Origin of the sequence: Methylobacterium sp. NPDC080182 (genome assembly GCF_050281105.1) — a bacterium.
GTDB lineage: Bacteria > Pseudomonadota > Alphaproteobacteria > Rhizobiales > Beijerinckiaceae > Methylobacterium.
Map to the genome: position 1 here is coordinate 54,401 of NZ_JBNNWO010000011.1, position 16,981 is coordinate 71,381.

13 protein-coding genes are annotated in these 16,981 nt (G+C 70.9%); 3 read left to right on the forward strand and 10 right to left on the reverse strand.

What is annotated here, in order from left to right:
* Window positions 1-54 precede the first annotated feature (54 nt).
* The 7 genes from ACQKQD_RS19615 to secA form a co-directional block, all read right to left on the reverse strand.
* Entirely contained in the window at window positions 55-1,287 is a 1,233-nt protein-coding gene (locus tag ACQKQD_RS19615; RefSeq protein WP_020093366.1) for an MFS transporter, read from the reverse strand.
* Window positions 1,288-1,324: 37 nt separating this feature from the next.
* The gene (locus tag ACQKQD_RS19620) at window positions 1,325-3,943 is read right to left on the reverse strand and encodes an ATP-binding protein (protein WP_427509321.1); all 2,619 of its coding nucleotides are present in this window, start codon (window positions 3,941-3,943) and stop codon (window positions 1,325-1,327) included.
* Between the two features lie 371 nt (window positions 3,944-4,314).
* Window positions 4,315-5,715, reverse strand: coding sequence for an adenosylhomocysteinase (gene ahcY, locus ACQKQD_RS19625; protein ID WP_091679894.1), 1,401 nt, complete (start codon window positions 5,713-5,715; stop codon window positions 4,315-4,317).
* Window positions 5,716-5,873: 158 nt separating this feature from the next.
* Complete coding sequence (locus ACQKQD_RS19630) at window positions 5,874-6,278, reverse strand: hypothetical protein (protein ID WP_056525297.1); 405 nt, start codon at window positions 6,276-6,278, stop codon at window positions 5,874-5,876.
* A 307-nt stretch (window positions 6,279-6,585) separates the two neighbouring features.
* Window positions 6,586-8,529, reverse strand: coding sequence for a potassium transporter Kup (locus tag ACQKQD_RS19635; protein WP_427509322.1), 1,944 nt, complete (start codon window positions 8,527-8,529; stop codon window positions 6,586-6,588).
* Between the two features lie 114 nt (window positions 8,530-8,643).
* Window positions 8,644-9,315 carry a dethiobiotin synthase gene (gene bioD, locus ACQKQD_RS19640; RefSeq protein WP_427509323.1) on the reverse strand — a complete coding sequence of 224 codons (672 nt, stop codon included), beginning with the start codon at window positions 9,313-9,315 and terminating at the stop codon, window positions 8,644-8,646.
* 7 nt (window positions 9,316-9,322) lie between these two features.
* Complete coding sequence (secA, locus tag ACQKQD_RS19645; RefSeq protein WP_026604963.1) at window positions 9,323-12,214, reverse strand: preprotein translocase subunit SecA; 2,892 nt, start codon at window positions 12,212-12,214, stop codon at window positions 9,323-9,325.
* Window positions 12,215-12,475: 261 nt separating this feature from the next.
* Between secA and ACQKQD_RS19650 the strand changes: the two genes are divergently transcribed.
* Window positions 12,476-13,399 carry a peptidylprolyl isomerase gene (locus ACQKQD_RS19650; RefSeq protein WP_427509324.1) on the forward strand — a complete coding sequence of 308 codons (924 nt, stop codon included), beginning with the start codon at window positions 12,476-12,478 and terminating at the stop codon, window positions 13,397-13,399.
* Window positions 13,400-13,445: 46 nt separating this feature from the next.
* On the opposite strand, the gene ACQKQD_RS19655 is transcribed toward ACQKQD_RS19650, so the two are convergent.
* Window positions 13,446-13,604, reverse strand: coding sequence for a hypothetical protein (locus tag ACQKQD_RS19655; protein ID WP_020093373.1), 159 nt, complete (start codon window positions 13,602-13,604; stop codon window positions 13,446-13,448).
* A gap of 93 nt (window positions 13,605-13,697) precedes the next feature.
* Window positions 13,698-14,780 (reverse strand): ferrochelatase, encoded by a 1,083-nt coding sequence (gene hemH / locus ACQKQD_RS19660; protein ID WP_020093374.1) that lies wholly within the window; start codon window positions 14,778-14,780, stop codon window positions 13,698-13,700.
* 292 nt (window positions 14,781-15,072) lie between these two features.
* On the opposite strand from hemH, the gene ACQKQD_RS19665 reads away from it, so the two are divergent.
* Window positions 15,073-15,762 carry a uracil-DNA glycosylase gene (locus tag ACQKQD_RS19665; RefSeq protein WP_427509325.1) on the forward strand — a complete coding sequence of 230 codons (690 nt, stop codon included), beginning with the start codon at window positions 15,073-15,075 and terminating at the stop codon, window positions 15,760-15,762.
* A 25-nt stretch (window positions 15,763-15,787) separates the two neighbouring features.
* Here ACQKQD_RS19665 and ACQKQD_RS19670 read toward each other — a convergent pair whose 3' ends face one another.
* Window positions 15,788-16,201: a hypothetical protein gene (locus tag ACQKQD_RS19670; protein ID WP_427509326.1), complete on the reverse strand. Its 414-nt coding sequence runs from the start codon at window positions 16,199-16,201 to the stop codon at window positions 15,788-15,790.
* 285 nt (window positions 16,202-16,486) lie between these two features.
* Here ACQKQD_RS19670 and ACQKQD_RS19675 point away from each other — a divergent pair, with 285 nt between their 5' ends.
* Window positions 16,487-16,957: an AMP-dependent synthetase gene (locus tag ACQKQD_RS19675; RefSeq protein ID WP_427509327.1), complete on the forward strand. Its 471-nt coding sequence runs from the start codon at window positions 16,487-16,489 to the stop codon at window positions 16,955-16,957.
* Window positions 16,958-16,981: the final 24 nt, after the last annotated feature.

Genomic DNA, 16,981 nt, shown 5'->3' on the forward strand with positions numbered 1-16,981 from the left:
ATCGCCACGGCCGTCATCCGGGACGCGTCGCGTCCCGAGCCGCGCGAAGGCGCGCTATCCCTGCACCATCAGCCGGTCGCGGGCCCTCAGCGCCGGGAAGAGCCTGCCCCAGAGCAGCGCGACCCCGACCGTCGCGGCGCCGCCGACCACCACCGCCGGGACCGCGCCGATCGCGGCGGCGAGCAGCCCCGATTCGAACTCGCCGAGCTCGTTCGAGGCGCCGATGAACACCGTGTTCACCGCCGAGACGCGGCCGCGCATCGCGTCCGGTGTCTCGCCCTGCACGAAGGTCTGGCGCACGTAGACCGAGATCATGTCGGCGGCGCCCGTGACGAACAGGCAGGCCATCGACAGCGGCAGCGACGTCGACAGCCCGAACGCGACCGTGGCGGCCCCGAACACCGCGGCGGCGCGGAGCATGCGCACGCCCGCGTGGCGCCGCAGGGGGTAGTTCGCCAGCAGCACCGCCATGGCGACAGCCCCGAAGGCCGGCATGCTCCGGAGCGCGCCGAGGCCGAGCGGGCCGACGTGCAAGACCTCCGCGGCGTAGATCGGCAGCAGCGCCGTGGCGCCGCCGAGCAGCACCGTGAACAGGTCGAGGCTGATCGCCCCGAGCACCACCGGCTGGGAGCGGATGTAGTCGATCCCGGCCGAGAGCGCCGCCCAGGTGATCGGCGGCCGCTCGCTCACCGCCGCCGGCCGGTAGCGGATCAGCAGGGTCAAGGCGCTGGCCAGGGCGAAGCTGCCCCCTGCCCCACCGAACACGACGGCGGGTCCGAGGGCGTAGAGGAAGCCGCCGAGCGCCGGCCCCATCACCGAGGCGCTCTGCCAGAGGGAGGCGTTCCACGCGATCGCCGAGCCGAAAAGCGGCCCGGGCACCAGGGTCGGGAGCAGCGCCTGCAGGGCCGGGTTGGCGAAGGCCCGGGCCGTGCCGACGACGATGACCAGGGCGTAGATCGGCCAGACGGAGTGCACGCCCGCGAGGGCGCAGGCGAGGAGGCCGAGGCTCGCCGCGCTCTGGAGCGCGAAGGCGGCGGCGCCGACGAGGCGCCGGTCGTAGGCGTCGGCGACGTGGCCGGTGATCAGCGCGCACAGCACCGCCGGCAGGAAGCCCGCGAGGCCCACCAGGCCCAGCGCCAGGGCGGAATGGGTCAGGTCGTAGACGTACCAGCCGATCGCCACCGCCTGCATCTGGTAGGCGAGGCCCGTGAGGAACCGGGCCGAGCCGAACAGGCGGAAGTCGCCGATGCCGAAGACGGCCCAGCCGGAACGATCATGCGCGGACATGCCTCCTGCTGCGCGGGACCGGCCGCGGAATCAAGCGCTACGGTGACGTTCGCCGGTCGGATGTCGGCGGCTCCGGCCTGCTCGACTGCAGCGTCAGGGTCGGCTTGCGCGGCGGCGGCGGCGGCGGCGGCGGAGGCGGAGGCGGCGACAGGACGGGCGGCTCGGGTTCGAGCGGCGGCGCGCGCCGGCCCTCGCCCGCGAGGTCGGTGGGGAACGTGCAGGTGACGCGGGTGCCGCTGCCCGGCGCGGTCTCCAGCTGCACCCGTCCCCCGTGCAGCTCGACGAAGGAGCGCACGATCGACAGGCCGAGGCCGACGCCCCGGTGGCGGGTTCCGAGGGTGTGGCTCTCGAAGCGGTTGAACACCGAATCGGCGATCTCGGGGGGCATGCCCCGGCCGTGGTCACGCACGCTGAGGAGAAGCTCCTGCGCGGTCCGGCGGGCGTGGACCTCCACGCGCTGGCCGGCATCCGAGAAGCCGACGGCGTTCGAGAGCAGGTTGAACAGGATCTGGCGCACCCGCTTCCCGTCGGCGTGGACGCTGCCGATATCCTCCGGCACGTCGAGGGCGAGGGTGATGTGCGATTCGGCGAGCCGGTCCTCGATGCCGCGGACGGCGGCCTCGACGGTGGCCTGGACGTCGACCTCCTCCCGCTGCAGCTCCAGCGAGCCGGCGTCGATCGAGGCGAGGTCGAGGATGTCGTTGATGATGACGAGCAGCGCCGCCGAGGAGCGCATGATGTGGTCGGAATACTCGCGCTGGCGCTCGTTGAGCGCGCCGACGGTCTCGTCGCCGAGAAGCTGGGTGAAGCCGATGATGTTGGTGAGCGGGGAGCGCAGCTCGTAGGAGACGTGGTGCACGAAGGTGTCGCGCAGCTGCGCGGCTTTCTCCAGGGCATCGTTCTTCTCGGTGAGCGCCCGCTCGACGTTCACACTCGCCGTGACGTCGATCAGGGTCAGGAGCGTCGCGCCCTCCGGGAGCGGCTGCGCGGCGCAATCGAGCACGGTGCCGTCGACCACCTCGAGGCGGCAGGTCCGGGCCGTGCGCGATTCGAGGCCGACCACCGCGTCGCGGATGTCGAGCCACGGCTCCTCGACGGGGGCGAGCGCCCGGCAGGCGGCGATCACCGCGTCCACGTGCGGGCGCTCCTCGATCATCTCCGGGTCGAGCCGCCACACGGTGAAGAAGGCGCGGTTGGCGAGGGACAGGCGCCCGTCCGCGCCGAACACGGCCACCGGCTCGGCCAGCGTGTCCAGGGTCTCGGCCTGCAGGCGGCGCAGGGCGTTGTAGCGGGACTCGGCGTTCAGGCGGTCGGAGACGTCGTCGAACAGGTAGGTCAGGCCGCCCTGCGGGTTCGGGTCCGCGACCACGCGCAGGGTCCGGCCGTCGGGCAGGTACCACCAAGTCTGGTTCGCCTCCGCGGCCCGGTAGGCGGACAGCACGCCCTGCTTCCAGCCGCGGAAATCCGCGTGCTCCTCGAGCTTCCGCTCCGCCCGCAGGTGGTCGAGGATCTCGCCGTCGGAGGGCCGGCCGTCGAGGAAGGCCTGATCGAGGTCCCAGAGCTGCCGGTAGGCGGCGTTGTGGAAGATCAGCCGCTGCGAGACGTCGAACATTGCGACCGCGGTCGGCAGCTGGTCCAGGGTCCGCACGTTGGCGTTCATCTGCCGCTGCAGGTCGGCGCGCACGCTCTCGAGTTCCGACACGTCGATGGCGATGCCGACGCGGCCGGTCTCCAGCCCGGTCTCGAATACGTCGAGCATCCGCCGGTTCCCGGCCACGATGGCCGAGAGGCGCGGGACGCTCCGGGTCAGGCCGGCGAACCGGGCCGCCTCCTCGCGGGCGATCGTCTCGCGGGCCGGCCGGTCGAACAGCTCCAGGCCGGCGTCGAGGGCGGCCTCGCGGCTCTCCGCCTCGACCGCCGCCACGTAGGCGGCGTTGATCCAGCTCAGGCCACCGTCGCGGTTGCGCCGCCAGACCGGCTGGGGGATCGCGTCGAGGAGCCCCGACAGGGCCGAGAGTCCCCGGCGGGTCTCGTCGAGGGTCGCGCGCAGGTCGGCGATCTCGCAGCGCTCCTGGCTGGTCTCGCGCAGGCGCAGGAGCGCCCGTCCCGCCACGGCCTGCCCGTGGGCCTCGATGTTGCGGCCGGTCTGGGTCCGCAGGCTCAGCGCGAAGCTGGTGCCGCGCGCCCGCAGGGTCTCCACGGCGGTCTCGACAGCGGCCGCGTCCGCGGCGACGAGCCACGTGCCGAAGGCCAGGACGCGGCGGGCGTAGCCGGAGGTCGGTCGCTCGCCGTGGATCGCGAGGCTGATGTCGCCCTCGACCACCGGCTCGCTGCGATGATCCCAGGTGACGATGATCTGCCGCTCGGCGTTGAGGAGCATCTCGGCCCGGTCATGGGCGCCGCGCAGGACGTCGAGGGTCGCGGCGAGCTCGCGCTCGCGGCGGGTCCACCGGCCGCGCTCGTAGAGGTGGAGGAGCGACAGGATCACCGCGAAGGCGACGAGGCCGCCGAAGATCGCCAGGGCGGCCACGCTGTGGATCTCCCGCGCGGGATGCGCGGCGGCGGCCTCCGGCAGCTCGGCGAAGGCCGCGCTCGCCGTCGTCAGCGCGAGCGCGCCCACGCCGATCCGAACGTGTGTCGCACGACCGACACCCATGGTTTGCCCCGCCCCCGTACCCGATGGCTGTCCGACCGGCGCGCGTCGCCGCGCGGCGCAGAAGGCACCGTTCCCGCGGCGATTCTCCCGAACCGCCGCAGCCCCATCGATCTAAGATTCGCCCGCACTCTAGGTGCGGCGGAATCGCCCCGGAAGGGGAACGAAGCGTGGCTTTGGGCAAAGTCGGCATAATCAGCCGTTAACGACACACAGAAGACACAGTTCGATTCGGCCGTCTGCGCTTGACAAACGAGAAGGCCCGGCGCAGCGCGCCGGGCCTCCAAATCTCTCCACCGGGCCGCGCCGCCGGATCGCGGCGGCACGGTGCCGGCCCCGGAAACGAGGCCGTCCGCGCCACCGATGATGCCGGCTCAGTAGCGGTAGTGCTCGGGCTTGAACGGGCCGCTCTCGGAGACGCCGATATAGGCGGCCTGATCGGGGCGAAGCTTCGAGAGCTTCACGCCGATCTTCTCCAGATGCAGGGCGGCGACCTTCTCGTCGAGGGTCTTCGGCAGGGTGTAGACCTGCTTCTGGTACTTGCCCGGGTTGGACCAGAGCTCAATCTGGGCCAGCGTCTGGTTGGTGAACGAGGCCGACATCACGAAGGACGGGTGACCGGTGGCGTTGCCGAGGTTCACCAGGCGACCCTCCGACAGGAGGATGATGCGGTGGCCGTCCGCGAAGGTGATCTCGTCCACCTGCGGCTTGATGTTCGACCACTTGAGGTTCTTCAGGCCGGCGACCTGAATCTCGTTGTCGAAGTGGCCGATGTTGCAGACGATCGCCCGGTCCTTCATCGCCCGCATGTGGTCGATGGTGATGATGTCCTTGTTGCCCGTGGCGGTGACGAAGATGTCGGCGCGCGGGGCCGCGTCCTCCATGGTCACGACCTCGTAGCCCTCCATCGCGGCCTGGAGTGCGCAGATCGGGTCGATCTCCGACACGAGCACGCGGCAGCCGGCGTTGCGCAGGGACGCGGCCGAGCCCTTGCCCACGTCGCCGAAGCCCGCGACCATCGCGACCTTGCCGGCCATCATCACGTCGGTGCCGCGGCGGATGCCGTCGACCAGCGACTCCTTGCAGCCGTACAGGTTGTCGAACTTCGACTTGGTGACCGAGTCGTTCACGTTAATCGCCGGGAAGAGCAGCTTGCCCTCCTTGGCCAGCACGTAGAGGCGGTGGACGCCCGTGGTGGTCTCCTCGGAGACACCCTTGATGCTGTCGGCGAGGCCGGCGAACCAGCCCTTCGGCTTCTCGGCGAGCTTGCGCTTGAGGAGCGCGAAGAAGACCTCCTCCTCCTCGCTCTCCGGCTTGTCGAGGAACGCGGTGTCGCCGTTCTCGGCGCGCAGGCCGAGATGGACGAACATGGTCGCGTCGCCGCCGTCGTCGAGGATCATGTTCGGCATGCCGCCGTCGTGCCAGTCGAACAGGCGCGAGGTGTAGTCCCAGTACTCCTCCAGGGTCTCGCCCTTCACGGCGAAGACCGGGATGCCGGCGGCCGCGATGGCGGCGGCGGCGTGATCCTGGGTCGAGTAGATGTTGCAGGAGACCCAGCGGATGTCGGCGCCGAGCGCCTTCAGGGTCTCGATCAGCACGGCGGTCTGGATCGTCATGTGCAGCGAGCCGGCGATCTTCGCGCCTTTCAGGGGCTGCGCGGCGCCGTACTCCTCGCGGACCGCCATCAGGCCCGGCATCTCCGTCTCGGCGATCGAGATCTCCTTCCGGCCGTAATCGGCCAGCCCGATATCCTTGACGATGTAATCCTTGGCCATGAGTCGATGGCTCCGTGTTCGCGTTGCGGGTCGGGGCAACCCCCTACCACCGCGCGGCCTACGAAGCAATCAAGACATAAAGATGTCTTTATGCGTTCTGATCGGCGGGGCGGCCGCGCGAACGCCCGCCCCGCTCCGGATCAGGTCCCGTCCGCCGCTCAGCGGGTCGGCCGCGCCAGCCACCCGAGGCCGAACGCGACGGCGGCCACCAGGGCGAGGGTCGTGCCGCGGTTCTCGTCCGCGCGCGCCGCGAGGGTGCGCCCGTGGCGCACGGCGCGGTCGCGGTAGTGCTGGCCGCGCTCGAGCGCCTCGTCTGCCAGGGCGTGCCCGCGCTCGCTGGCGTCGCGGAACCGGGCGCGCCCCTCCTCGACGAGGTGCTCGCCGCCGTCGCGCAGGTCGCGGACCGTATCCCGGGCCTCGCCGTAGGCGTACTGGGCAGCGCCGGCGGCCTGATCGTAGGCGCCGTCGAGCTGGTCGACGGCCCGGCCGCGCACCGCGCCCGCCGCCGTCTTGATCCGGCCGCGCAGATGGCGAACGCCGCCCTCGAGATGATCCCTGTTCATGCTGTCTCTCCATTCCGGCGCGCACCCCGGGGGCGCGACGCCTGCGTCGGGGCGGAACGACGGCGGAAGGCTACGGTTCCCTGAGGAGCTGCGAAACGGCCTCAAGTTTCCGTGCATCGGCGAGCCGGCGCTGGAAACAGGTCCGGACCGGCGCAGCGTCCAGGAGGGGCGCGGCGTCAATTGCCGGGATCAGATCGAGGCACATCGCGGCCGGGCGGGTGCTCCGATCTCTGCGCACGACTCCGCCTGTTCTAGGCTGCGCCGCCGCGGTGACTTGCCGAGCTGCGGGAATGTCTCGGGTCGAGGCCTAGATCTCGATCTCGGTGCCGACCTCGACGACCTGCCGGGTCGGCACGCCGAAGAAGGCGCCGGTGCGCTCGGCGTTGCGCTGCATGAAGGCGAACAGGTTCTCCCGCCAGGGGGCCATGCCCCGCTCGTCCCGTCGCGGGATGATCGTCTCGTGCCCGACGAAGACGGTCATGTCGTCGAGGACGTGCGGCGGCAGGTGGCGCGATTCCACCGCGCAGGCCAGCCCCTCGGGGATCGAGGCCTCCTCCATGAAGCCGTAGCGGAGGATGACCCGGTAGAAATCCGGCGCCAGGATCGTCACGTGGGCGCGCCGGTCCCGCGGGACGGTCGGCGTCTCCTCGTAGAGCGCCGTGATGATCAGGATGCGCTCCATCAGGGCGTGGTTGCGCTCCACGAAGCGCGAGAGATGCAGCGGGATGCCGTGCTCGGCCGCCGAGAGGAACGCGGCCGTGCCCGGCAGCCGCAGCAGGTCACGGTGCTGGAGACCGCCGAGGAAGACGTCCTCCGGCAGGCGCAGGGCGGCCCTCGCCTCCTCGACCAGCTCGTTTCCCTTCTTCCAGGTCAGCATCATCGCGGCGACGAGCCCGGCGAGCACCAAGGGAAACCAGCCGCCCTCGAGGATCTTCACGCTGTTGGCGGCGAAGAACACGAGGTCGATGGCGAGGAAGAAGCCGTTGACCGCGAGGACCAGGATCGGGTTGTAGCCCCAGCGGAGCGCGATCAGCGCGGCGAGCAGCGTGGTGATGCCCATCAGCATCGAGACCGCGATGCCGTAGGCGCCGGCCAGCGCGTCGGAGGAGCCGAAGACCACCACGGCCGTCAGGGTCGCCACGGCGAGCAGCCAGTTCACCGCCGGCACGTAGATCTGGCCGCGCTCGTCCTCATCGGTGTGCACCACCCGCATCATCGGCATGAAGCCGAGCTGGACCGATTGCTGGGTCAGGGAGAACACGCCCGAGATGATCGCCTGCGAGGCGATGATGGTCGCCATCGTGGCGAGCGCCACCAGGGGCAGATGGCCCCAGTCGGGGCTGAGGCGGAAGAACGGGTTCTCCAGGGCGTCGGGCGCGGCGATCAGCAGGGCGCCCTGGCCGAAATAGTTGAGCACCAGCGCCGGCAGGACCAGCGCGAACCACGCGATGCGGATCGGCAGGGCGCCGAAATGGCCGAGATCGGCGTACATCGCCTCGCCGCCGGTCACCGCCAGGAAGGCCGCGCCGAGCATCGCGAAGCTGACGTGCCAGCCGGCATGGAGCATGAAATCGACGGCCCGGAACGGGTTGGCCGCCGCCAGAATCTCGGGCTTGGCGACGATCCCGGCGATCCCGAGGAGCCCGAGGACAACGAACCAGACGAGCATGACCGGTCCGAACACCCGGCCGATGGCGGCGACGCCCTTGTGCTGGACCAGGAACAGACCGACCAGGATCACCAGCGTGATCGGCACGACGTACGGCCCGAGTGACGGCGCGTCGACCTTCAGGCCCTCGATCGCCGAGAGCACCGAGATCGCCGGCGTGATCGCGCCGTCACCGTAGAGCAGCGCCGCGCCGACCAGCCCGACCACCAGCAGCAGCGCCTTCCACGTTCCCGGCCGGGCGTGCCGCGCGCCGAGCAGCGCCAGCATGGCGACGATGCCGCCCTCGCCGCGGTTGTCGGCGCGCAGGATCAGCACCGCGTATTTCAGCGACACGATCAGGATCAGCGACCACAGGATCAGCGACACCGCGCCGGTGGCCGCCGCCGGCACCGAGGCGCCGCCGGCGGTCGCCGCCTTCACGGCCTCCTTGAACGCGTAGAGCGGGCTCGTGCCGATATCGCCGTACACGACACCCAGCGCGCCGAACACGAGGGCGGGCCGGAGCCTGTCGCGCGCCGCTTCCGCGTCGACCGCGCCGGTCTCGGATCGGGGACTCGCCGCCGAGGCAAGGGTCTGGCTCACCGCAGGATTCCCCCACGGCGCCACCCGGCCTCGACCGTCCGGGCGCCGGGCGCGACGCCGTGGCGGTAAAGCTAGGGGCCACGGCCGCGCCGTCCAGCGACGCTCTCGCGGCGCTCAGATCGAGCCGGTCAGCTCCTCCGGGCAGGCGTCGCCACGGCGCAGACAGAATACGGGCGCGCCGGCATGACGGGCGATGGCCGCGGCCACGGTCGCGGCGGGCGCCGGCGCGCCCAGGCTCTCGCTGACCACCACCGCGCGCAGCGGCACATCGTGGAGCCGCAGGGTCTCGCAGGCCGTGAGCGCGTGGCTGATCGCCCCGAGATAGCTCCCCGAGACGAGGAGCGCCGGGACGCCGAGCGCGCGGAGCCAGTCCAGGCCGGTTGCGGCCTCGGTGACCGGGCTCATGAGCCCGCCGACACCCTCGATCAGCAGCGTGTCCTGGGTGCGGGCGATCTCAGCCCGGCACCAGCCGACGAGGTCGGCGAGGTCCAGGGAGCGCCCCTCCAGCACGGCGGCCTGATCCGGCGAGAGCGGTGCCGAGAACCGCCAGGGCGAGCAGGCCTCCACGGCCTCCTCGTCCAGGGCGAGCCCCTGCGCGTCCAGCAGCCGGGCGGTGTCGCTCTCGACGAAGCCGGGATCGCTGAGCGGCGGGACACCGCTGGCGAGCGGCTTCACCGTCCGGACCGCCCGGCCCTGCGCCCGCAGGCGGCGGGTCAGGGCGGCGGTGACGTAGGTCTTGCCGATCTCGGTCCCGGCCCCGGCGATGAACAGCGCCCGCGCGGGCATCCCCGCCTCAGGCCTGGAGGCTGCCGTGGCAGTGCTTGTACTTCTTGCCCGAGCCGCACGGGCACGGCTCGTTGCGGCCGACGCGGCCCCAGGTGGCGGCGTCGGTCGGGTCGCGCTCCAGCACGGCGCCGTCCGCCGCGAGGCCCTGCGCCGCGAAGCCGTAGGCCGGTCCCCCGCCGCCGTCGCTGCCAGAGCCGAGACCGGCGTAGTCCATCTCGTTCTCGCCGGTGACCGGGTCGAGATGCTGGGCGAACATCGGCGGCAGCGCCGGACCGCCGGGCGGGTACTCCTCCTGCGGCTCCTGCATCATGATCTCGACCCGCGAGAGCTGCGCGGTCACCTGCTCGCGCAGGGCGGTCACGAGACCGTTGAACAGGTCGAAGGCCTCGGACTTGTACTCGTTCAGCGGGTCCCGCTGGGCGAAGCCGCGCCAGCCGATCACCTGCCGGAGGTGGTCCAGCGTCACGAGGTGCTCGCGCCAGAGATGGTCGAGCGTCTGCAGGAGGACCTGCTTCTCGATATAGGCCGTGACCTCGGCGCCGTTCTTCTCAGTCCGCTCGGCGTAGGCGGTCTCGGCCGCCTTGAGCAGGCGCTCGCGCATCTCCTCGTCGGCGATGCCCTCCTCCTTGGCCCAGTCCTCGACCGGCACGTCGAGGTTGAGGATCTCCTTCACCTGCTCGCGCAGGCCGGCTACGTCCCACTGCTCGGCGTAGGCGTTCTCCGGGATGTGGCGGGCGACGAGGTCGTCGATCACGCCCTCGCGCATCTCGTCCACGGTCTCGCGGACGCTGTCCTGGCCCATGAAGTCGCGGCGCTGCTCGAACACGACCTTGCGCTGGTCGTTCATGACGTTGTCGTACTTGAGCACGTTCTTGCGCATGTCGAAGTTGCGCGCCTCGACCTTCTGCTGCGCCTTCTCGATGGCCTTGTTGATCCAGGGGTGGATGATCGCCTCGCCCTGCTCCAGGCCGAGCTTCTGCAGCATCCCGTCCATGCGGTCGGAGCCGAAGATGCGCATCAGGTCGTCCTGAAGCGACAGGTAGAACTTCGAGCGGCCGGGATCGCCCTGGCGTCCGGAGCGGCCGCGGAGCTGGTTGTCGATGCGCCGCGATTCGTGACGCTCGGTGCCGATGATGTAGAGGCCGCCGGGCAGCGCCTTCTTGCGGCCCGCCTCCGGATCGGCCGGCTCGCCCGAGGCCAGCACCTTGGTGCGGTTCTCGGCGATCTCCGCCTTGATCGCCGCGATGGCGGCGTCGCGCTCCGGACCGTCGGCGAGGTGGCCCAGCTCCTTCTCGATCCGCATCTCGAGGTTGCCGCCGAGTTTGATGTCGGTGCCGCGGCCGGCCATGTTGGTGGCGATGGTGATCGCGCCCGGCACGCCCGCCTCGGCCACGATGTAGGCCTCCTGCTCGTGGAAGCGGGCGTTGAGCACGGCGAAGCGCTTGGTCACCCGGCCCTCGCGGGCGGCGGCGTAGACGTCGGTCAGCGCGTTCGGGTCGGAGTAGTCGAGCAGGCTGTAGCCGGCCTTCTTGAGCATCTCGGCGAGGTGCTCCGACTTCTCGATCGAGCCGGTGCCGACCAGGATCGGCTGGTGGCGCGCATGCGCCTTGTCGATCTCGGCGATGATGCCCTCGTACTTCTCGCCGACGGTCCGGTAGACCTCGTCGTCCTCGTCGACGCGCTCGACCTCCTTGTTGGTCGGGATGTCGACCACGTCGAGCTTGTAGATCTCGGCGAACTCGTCGGCCTCGGTCGAGGCGGTTCCGGTCATGCCGGCGAGCTTCTTGTAGAGGCGGAAGTAGTTCTGGAAGGTGATCGAGGCGAGCGTCTGGTTCTCGGGCTGGATCGTGACCCGCTCCTTGGCCTCCAGCGCCTGGTGCAGGCCTTCCGAGTAGCGCCGGCCCTGCATCATGCGGCCGGTGAACTCGTCGATGATCACCACTTCGTCGTTCTTGACGATGTAGTCCTTGTCGCGGGTGAACAGCGTGTGGGCGCGCAGGGCCTGGTTCACGTGGTGGACCAGCGTGACGTTGTGGGCGTCGTAGAGGTCGCCCTCTTTCAGGAGGCCCGCCTCGCGCATCGCCTCCTCGATGAACTCGTTGCCCTCCTCGGTCAGCGAGACCGTGCGCTGCTTCTCGTCGAGGTCGTAGAACTCCTTGCGCAGGCGCGGCATCAGCGCGTCGACCGCCACGTAGAGTTCCGACCGGTCATCCACCGGCCCTGAGATGATCAGCGGCGTGCGCGCCTCGTCGATCAGGATCGAATCGACCTCGTCGACGATCGCGAAGTTGTGCCCGCGCTGTGCCAGCTGGGACAGCTCGTACTTCATGTTGTCGCGCAGGTAGTCGAAGCCGTACTCGTTGTTGGTGCCGTAGGTGATGTCGCAGGCGTAGGCCTCCTTGCGCTGCGCATCGTCGAGCCCGTGCACGATCGTGCCGACGGAGAGGCCCAGGAACCGGTAGACCTGACCCATCCACTCGGCGTCGCGCGAGGCGAGGTAGTCGTTCACGGTGACGACGTGGACGCCCTTGCCCTCCAGGGCATTGAGGTAGACCGGCAGCGTCGCCACCAGGGTCTTGCCCTCGCCGGTCTTCATCTCGGCGATGCCGCCCTCGTGGAGCACCATGCCGCCGATGAGCTGCACGTCGAAGTGGCGCTGGCCGAAGACGCGCTTGGCCGCCTCGCGCACCGTGGCGAAGGCCGGCACGAGGATGTCGTCGAGACTCTTGCCGTTGGCGAGTTCGGCCTTCAGCATGTCGGTGCGGGCGCGCAGGGCCTCGTCCGAGAGGGCCTGGATCTCCGGTTCCAGCGCGTTGATCTGCGCGACGCGCGGGCGGTAGCCCTTGACGCGGCGGTCGTTCGAGGAGCCGAAAATCTTCTTGGCGATGGAGCCGAGCATCATAGACCTGCGGACGCGCGAGCCCGCCCACGGGTGAGCGTGGCGGGCCGGCCTGGACGGAGTTGGCCGGGCTTATAGAGGTAAACATCGCCCGGCGCACCTGGAAGGGGCAGCCCTCAACGCATGCCGGTACGGTCACGGTTCCGGCACCGGTGAAATGGCCGCGCTTGCCTTCTCGCCCGACGCGGGCCACCTGTGCCGCGGCGCGACGCCCGGCCGATCCGGCGCGACGCCGAGACGTGAGCCGAGGACTTCGCCCGTATGCCGAACACCGCCCTTCTCCGGCGCGTCAGCGCGCTCGCCGTCATGATCGCGATGCCGGGACTGGCGCTGGCCCAGGCACCCCAGAAGGCCCCGACGCCGGCCGCCAACACGCCGGCCGCCGCCTCGCCCGCCGCGCCGGCCGCGGCGCCGAGCGCCGACGCGGTCGTGGCGAGCGTGAACGGCAAGCCGATCACGCAGGGCGACCTCGCCATCGCGGCCGATGACCCGGCCCTGTCGCTGCCCGGCGTCGACGAGGCCCAGAAGAAGAGCCTGCTCGTCGACTACATGGTCGACCTCCGCGTCGGCGCGCAGGCCGCCGAGGCCGCCAAGATCGGCGACTCGCCGGAATTCAAGCGCAAGCTCGCCTACTTCCGCGACAAGCTCCTGCTCGACGACTACCTGGAGCAGGAGGCCAAGCGCGCGGTCACGCCCGAGGCGGAGCACGCGATCTACGACCAGACCGTCAAGCTGATGAAGCCCGAGGAGGAGGTGCACGCCCGCCACATCCTGGTCGACAACGAGGCCGAGGCGAAGAAGATCGCCGCGCGCATCAAGGGCGGCGAGGACTTCGCCAAGGTCGCCGCCGAGGCGTCCAAGGACCCGGGCTCGAAGGCCGAGGGCGGCGATCTCGGCTGGTTCACCAAGGAGCGGATGGTGCCCGACTTCGCCAACGCCGCCTTCGCGATGAAGCCCGGCCAGGTCTCCGACCCGATCAAGACCCAGTTCGGCTGGCACGTGATCAAGGTCGAGGAGAAGCGGACCAAGCCGCAGCCGACCTTCGACGAGCTCAAGGAGCAGATCGACCAGCACCTGATCCGCAAGGCGCAGCAGGACATGATCCTGAAGCTCCGCTCGGAGGCCAAGATCGACCGCGCCGACGCGCCGCCGGCGGCTCAGGCCGCGCCCGAGCCGAAGAAGTGACGGTCCGGGGCTGACCGGCGCGGCCCTGCGGGGCCGCGCCGTGTCGTCAGTACGGCCGATCCGGGACGAGGTAGCTGGATCGCGCCGGGGCCGGCTGGGGCGTGATGCCGAGGGCCGAGAGTTCGGCGCCGCGGCGCCCCTCGGCGATCCTGTCGAGCACCGCGATCAGCAGCCACGGACACGCGATGCCGATGAAGAACGCCATGTGATCCTCCCGCGCCGAACCGATGGGCCCGTTCGGCTTAGGAAAATAATAGGCGGGCCGGGCCGCGCCGCAAGCGGCATCCCGGCCGGGATCTCAGATCCAGCCCTGAAGCTCGCGGCGCACAACGTGCTCGATCACCCGCATGCCGAGGTCGCTGTCGTTCAGGCAGGGGATGTAGGCGAAGCGCTCGCCGCCGTTCTCCTCGAAATAGTGCCGGTTCTCACCGTCGAGCTCCTCGAGGGTTTCCAGGCAGTCCGCCGTGAAGCCCGGGGCGACGATCGCCATCCGCTTCACGCCCGACTTCGCGAGTTCCATCACCGTCTCGTCGGTGTAGGGCTTCAGCCACTCCTCGTTGCCGAAGCGCGACTGGAAGGTGACCCGCATCTTCTCCGGAGACAGGCCGAGCGCCTCGCGGATCAGGCGCCCGGTCTTGTGGCACTGACAATGGTACGGGTCGCCCTTGAGCAGGTAGCTCCGCGGCACGCCGTGGAACGAGGTGAGGATCACCTCCGGCTCGAAGTCGAGCTTGGCTAGGCCCTCGCGGATCGAATCGGCCATGGCGGCGATGTAGACCGGGTCGTCGTGATAGGGCGGCGAGACCCGCACCGTGGGCTGCCAGCGCATGTCCATCAGCGCCCGGAAGGCCTGATCGCAGGCCGTGGCCGAGGTCGCGGCGGCGTATTGCGGGTAGAGCGGCACCAGCAGGATCCGGTCGCAGCCCTGGTCGAGCAGCGCCTGGATCCGGCCGGCGACCTCGGGCTTGCCGTAGCGCATCGCCCAGTCGACGACCACCGACTCGCCCATGGCCGCCTGGAGGCGCTCGCTCTGGCCGCGCGTGATCGTCTTCAGCGGCCCCTCGTTGAGCGCGTTGTTCCAGACGCTGGCGTAGTCGCGGCCCTTCGGCCCGGGGCGCTTCGTCAGGATGATCAGGTTGAGGAGCGGCCACCAGATCAGCCGCGGCACCTCGATCACCCGGCGGTCCGACAGGAACTCCTTGAGATACCGGCGCATCGGCCAGTAGGACGTGCCCTCGGGTGTCCCGAGATTCATCAGGAGCACGCCGACGCGGCCCCAGGCCACCTTCGGGTGGTCGGCCGGAAGGGTGTTCGCCGCGGGCTGCAGCGGTGCGAGGGGCCGGCCATTCGCCAGCGCGGCGGGTTCGACGCGTTCGTTCATGGCAGCGTTCCGGCGCCGCGCGCCGAGATCCTTCCTCTGGCTTCCGATATCCGGCGGCCGGCGCGTACGCCCTGGTACGCCTCGGCTTGGCCGGCGCTTAAACCCCGTCGGGTGCGCTTCCATGTAGGGTGCGAAGCCGCCCGGCGAAGGGCGGACGCGACATGCCGCACCGAGACAGGCCGCGCGCTCGACCCCCGTCCCTAAACACGAGCGGCTCCCGGCCGCAACCGCCGCGCCGATGACGGTGCGCGTCCGCCTCCTATCTCGGCGTGGAAACCGATCGCGAGAGACCATGGCCGCCACACCCGTCGCCGACGCCCTCACGGCCTTCCGCGCCTCCGGTTCGCCCTGGCTGAGCCTGCCGTTCTTCGCCGGCGGGGAGGCCGACGCCGTGGCGGCGCGGGTCGATGCCCAAATTGCCGCGGGCGCCCGCGTCCTGCCGGCACCGGACCGGATCTTCCGCGCCCTGACCGAGACCCCGCTGCAGGACGTGCGGGCCGTGATCCTCGGGCAGGACCCCTACCCGACACCGGGCGACGCCAACGGCCTCGCCTTCTCGTTCGTGGGCTCCGGTCCCCTGCCCGCCTCGTTGAAGGTGATCCTGGCGGAGGCGGGATCCGACCGCGCCGCCGGCGGCGACCTGACGCCCTGGGCGCGGCAGGGCGTGCTCCTGCTCAACAGCGCGCTCACCGTCGAGGCCGGCAAGGCCGGGGCGCACCTGCGCTACGGCTGGGCCCCGCTGACCGATCAGGCCGTGAGCGCCGTCTCGGCCCGCGCGGAGCCCGCCGTGTTCCTGCTCTGGGGCGCCCAGGCGCGGGCCAGGGCCGCGCTCATCGACACGACCCGCCACGGCGTGTTCGAGAGCGGACACCCCTCGCCGCTCAACCGGGCCCGGGATTTTCCCGGCTCCGACCCGTTCGGCCGGGCCAACCGGTGGCTCGCCGCGCACGGGCGCCCGCCGATCGACTGGCGCCTCGGCTGAGGCCGGCGGCGATCCCGCGAATGGGCTATTGCGGCTTGGCGGGCTCGGCGGGCTTCGCCGGCACGGCGGGGTCCTGGCCGGCGGGCAGGAGCACGTTCTTGGCCACCGTGCCCTCGGGCCCGTACTCGCCGGCCACCGCGAGGCAGGCCTGGTCGCGGTTCTGCGCCATCTGGTTCGACATCAGCGTGAACATGGTCTGCACCCGGTTGCCGAACGGTCCGCGCGGCTGGACGTCGCCGATCTGCACGTTCTGCTTCGCCAGCAGGGCCTCGAACTGGTCGCTGCCGATCCGGTAGCCGCAGACGTTCGAGGCCGCGAAGATGTAGGCGGCGAATTCCAGGGCCCGCGGCGACGGGGCGTTCCGGATCTGCGCCTGCGCCGGCAGGGCCGCGAGCGTGACGGCGGCGAGGAGTGTGATCCGGGTCGTAGTGGGGCGCATGCGCGGCGGTTCCTCGATCGGGGGCGGCCTCTCGCGGGCCGCCTCTGGCGGGCGGGACATAGGCCGGACCCGCGCGCGCGCCAATGCGACCGAAGATGCGACCCGAGATGTCGGCAATTCACCCGTCCCGGTTCACGGCCCGTTCGCCATAGGTCCAGTCGCCGGCCCGCGCGTCGACGAAAAGACGGTCGTTCTTCGACGGAACGCCCGGGTGAGAGAGAGTGTTAACCTGCTCGCGTCACGCCAGGACCTGCAGTGTGTCCAGATTCAGGCGGTCCGCATCGCATGTACGGCGTCCATCACCCGGCGGCCTCCATCCCACTCCCGGCTCGCGACGCCGACCGGCGCGCCCGGCCGGGTGCGCAAGGAGCCGCCAGCGCGGAGCGGCGCGGCGCGCCGGCGGTGCCGGTCGCGGCGGTCTGTCCGCACCGCGTCTCGCGCTGGGCCTGGGGCGAGGGCCTGCGGGCCGGGCAGGCCGTGGCGCTCCTGGTGCAGGATCTCGGGCAGGTCGAGGCCATGCGCCTCGGCCTCACCCGTCTAGGGCTGCGCGTCGTCTGCCTCGACTGCGCCGGCCGCGACCAAGCGCTGGCGGAAAGCCTCGCGCAGTCGGGCGCCGAGCTGGTCGTGGTCGATACCGCGCTCGCCGACGCCTATGCCGGCGTGATGGGCCGGCTCACCGCCTATCCGGCGGTGTGGTGGAACGGTCCGGGCGCCGACTACGCGAGCCTCGACCTCGCCCTCGCCGAGCACGCCTGACAACCGCCGCATCGCGGATCGCGC

Excerpts from the sequence above, each read along its gene's own strand:
- hemH (WP_020093374.1), bottom strand. The coding sequence starts at position 14,780 with ATGAACGAACGCGTCGAACCCGCCGCGCTGGCGAATGGCCGGCCCCTC.
- ACQKQD_RS19620 (WP_427509321.1), bottom strand. The coding sequence starts at position 3,943 with ATGGGTGTCGGTCGTGCGACACACGTTCGGATCGGCGTGGGCGCGCTC.
- ACQKQD_RS19665 (WP_427509325.1), top strand. The coding sequence starts at position 15,073 with ATGGCCGCCACACCCGTCGCCGACGCCCTCACGGCCTTCCGCGCCTCC.
- ACQKQD_RS19670 (WP_427509326.1), bottom strand. The coding sequence starts at position 16,201 with ATGCGCCCCACTACGACCCGGATCACACTCCTCGCCGCCGTCACGCTC.
- secA (WP_026604963.1), bottom strand. The coding sequence starts at position 12,214 with ATGCTCGGCTCCATCGCCAAGAAGATTTTCGGCTCCTCGAACGACCGC.
- ACQKQD_RS19675 (WP_427509327.1), top strand. The coding sequence starts at position 16,487 with ATGTACGGCGTCCATCACCCGGCGGCCTCCATCCCACTCCCGGCTCGC.
- ACQKQD_RS19655 (WP_020093373.1), bottom strand. The coding sequence starts at position 13,604 with ATGGCGTTCTTCATCGGCATCGCGTGTCCGTGGCTGCTGATCGCGGTG.
- ACQKQD_RS19630 (WP_056525297.1), bottom strand. The coding sequence starts at position 6,278 with ATGAACAGGGATCATCTCGAGGGCGGCGTTCGCCATCTGCGCGGCCGG.
- ahcY (WP_091679894.1), bottom strand. The coding sequence starts at position 5,715 with ATGGCCAAGGATTACATCGTCAAGGATATCGGGCTGGCCGATTACGGC.
- ACQKQD_RS19650 (WP_427509324.1), top strand. The coding sequence starts at position 12,476 with ATGCCGAACACCGCCCTTCTCCGGCGCGTCAGCGCGCTCGCCGTCATG.
- bioD (WP_427509323.1), bottom strand. The coding sequence starts at position 9,315 with ATGCCCGCGCGGGCGCTGTTCATCGCCGGGGCCGGGACCGAGATCGGC.
- ACQKQD_RS19615 (WP_020093366.1), bottom strand. The coding sequence starts at position 1,287 with ATGTCCGCGCATGATCGTTCCGGCTGGGCCGTCTTCGGCATCGGCGAC.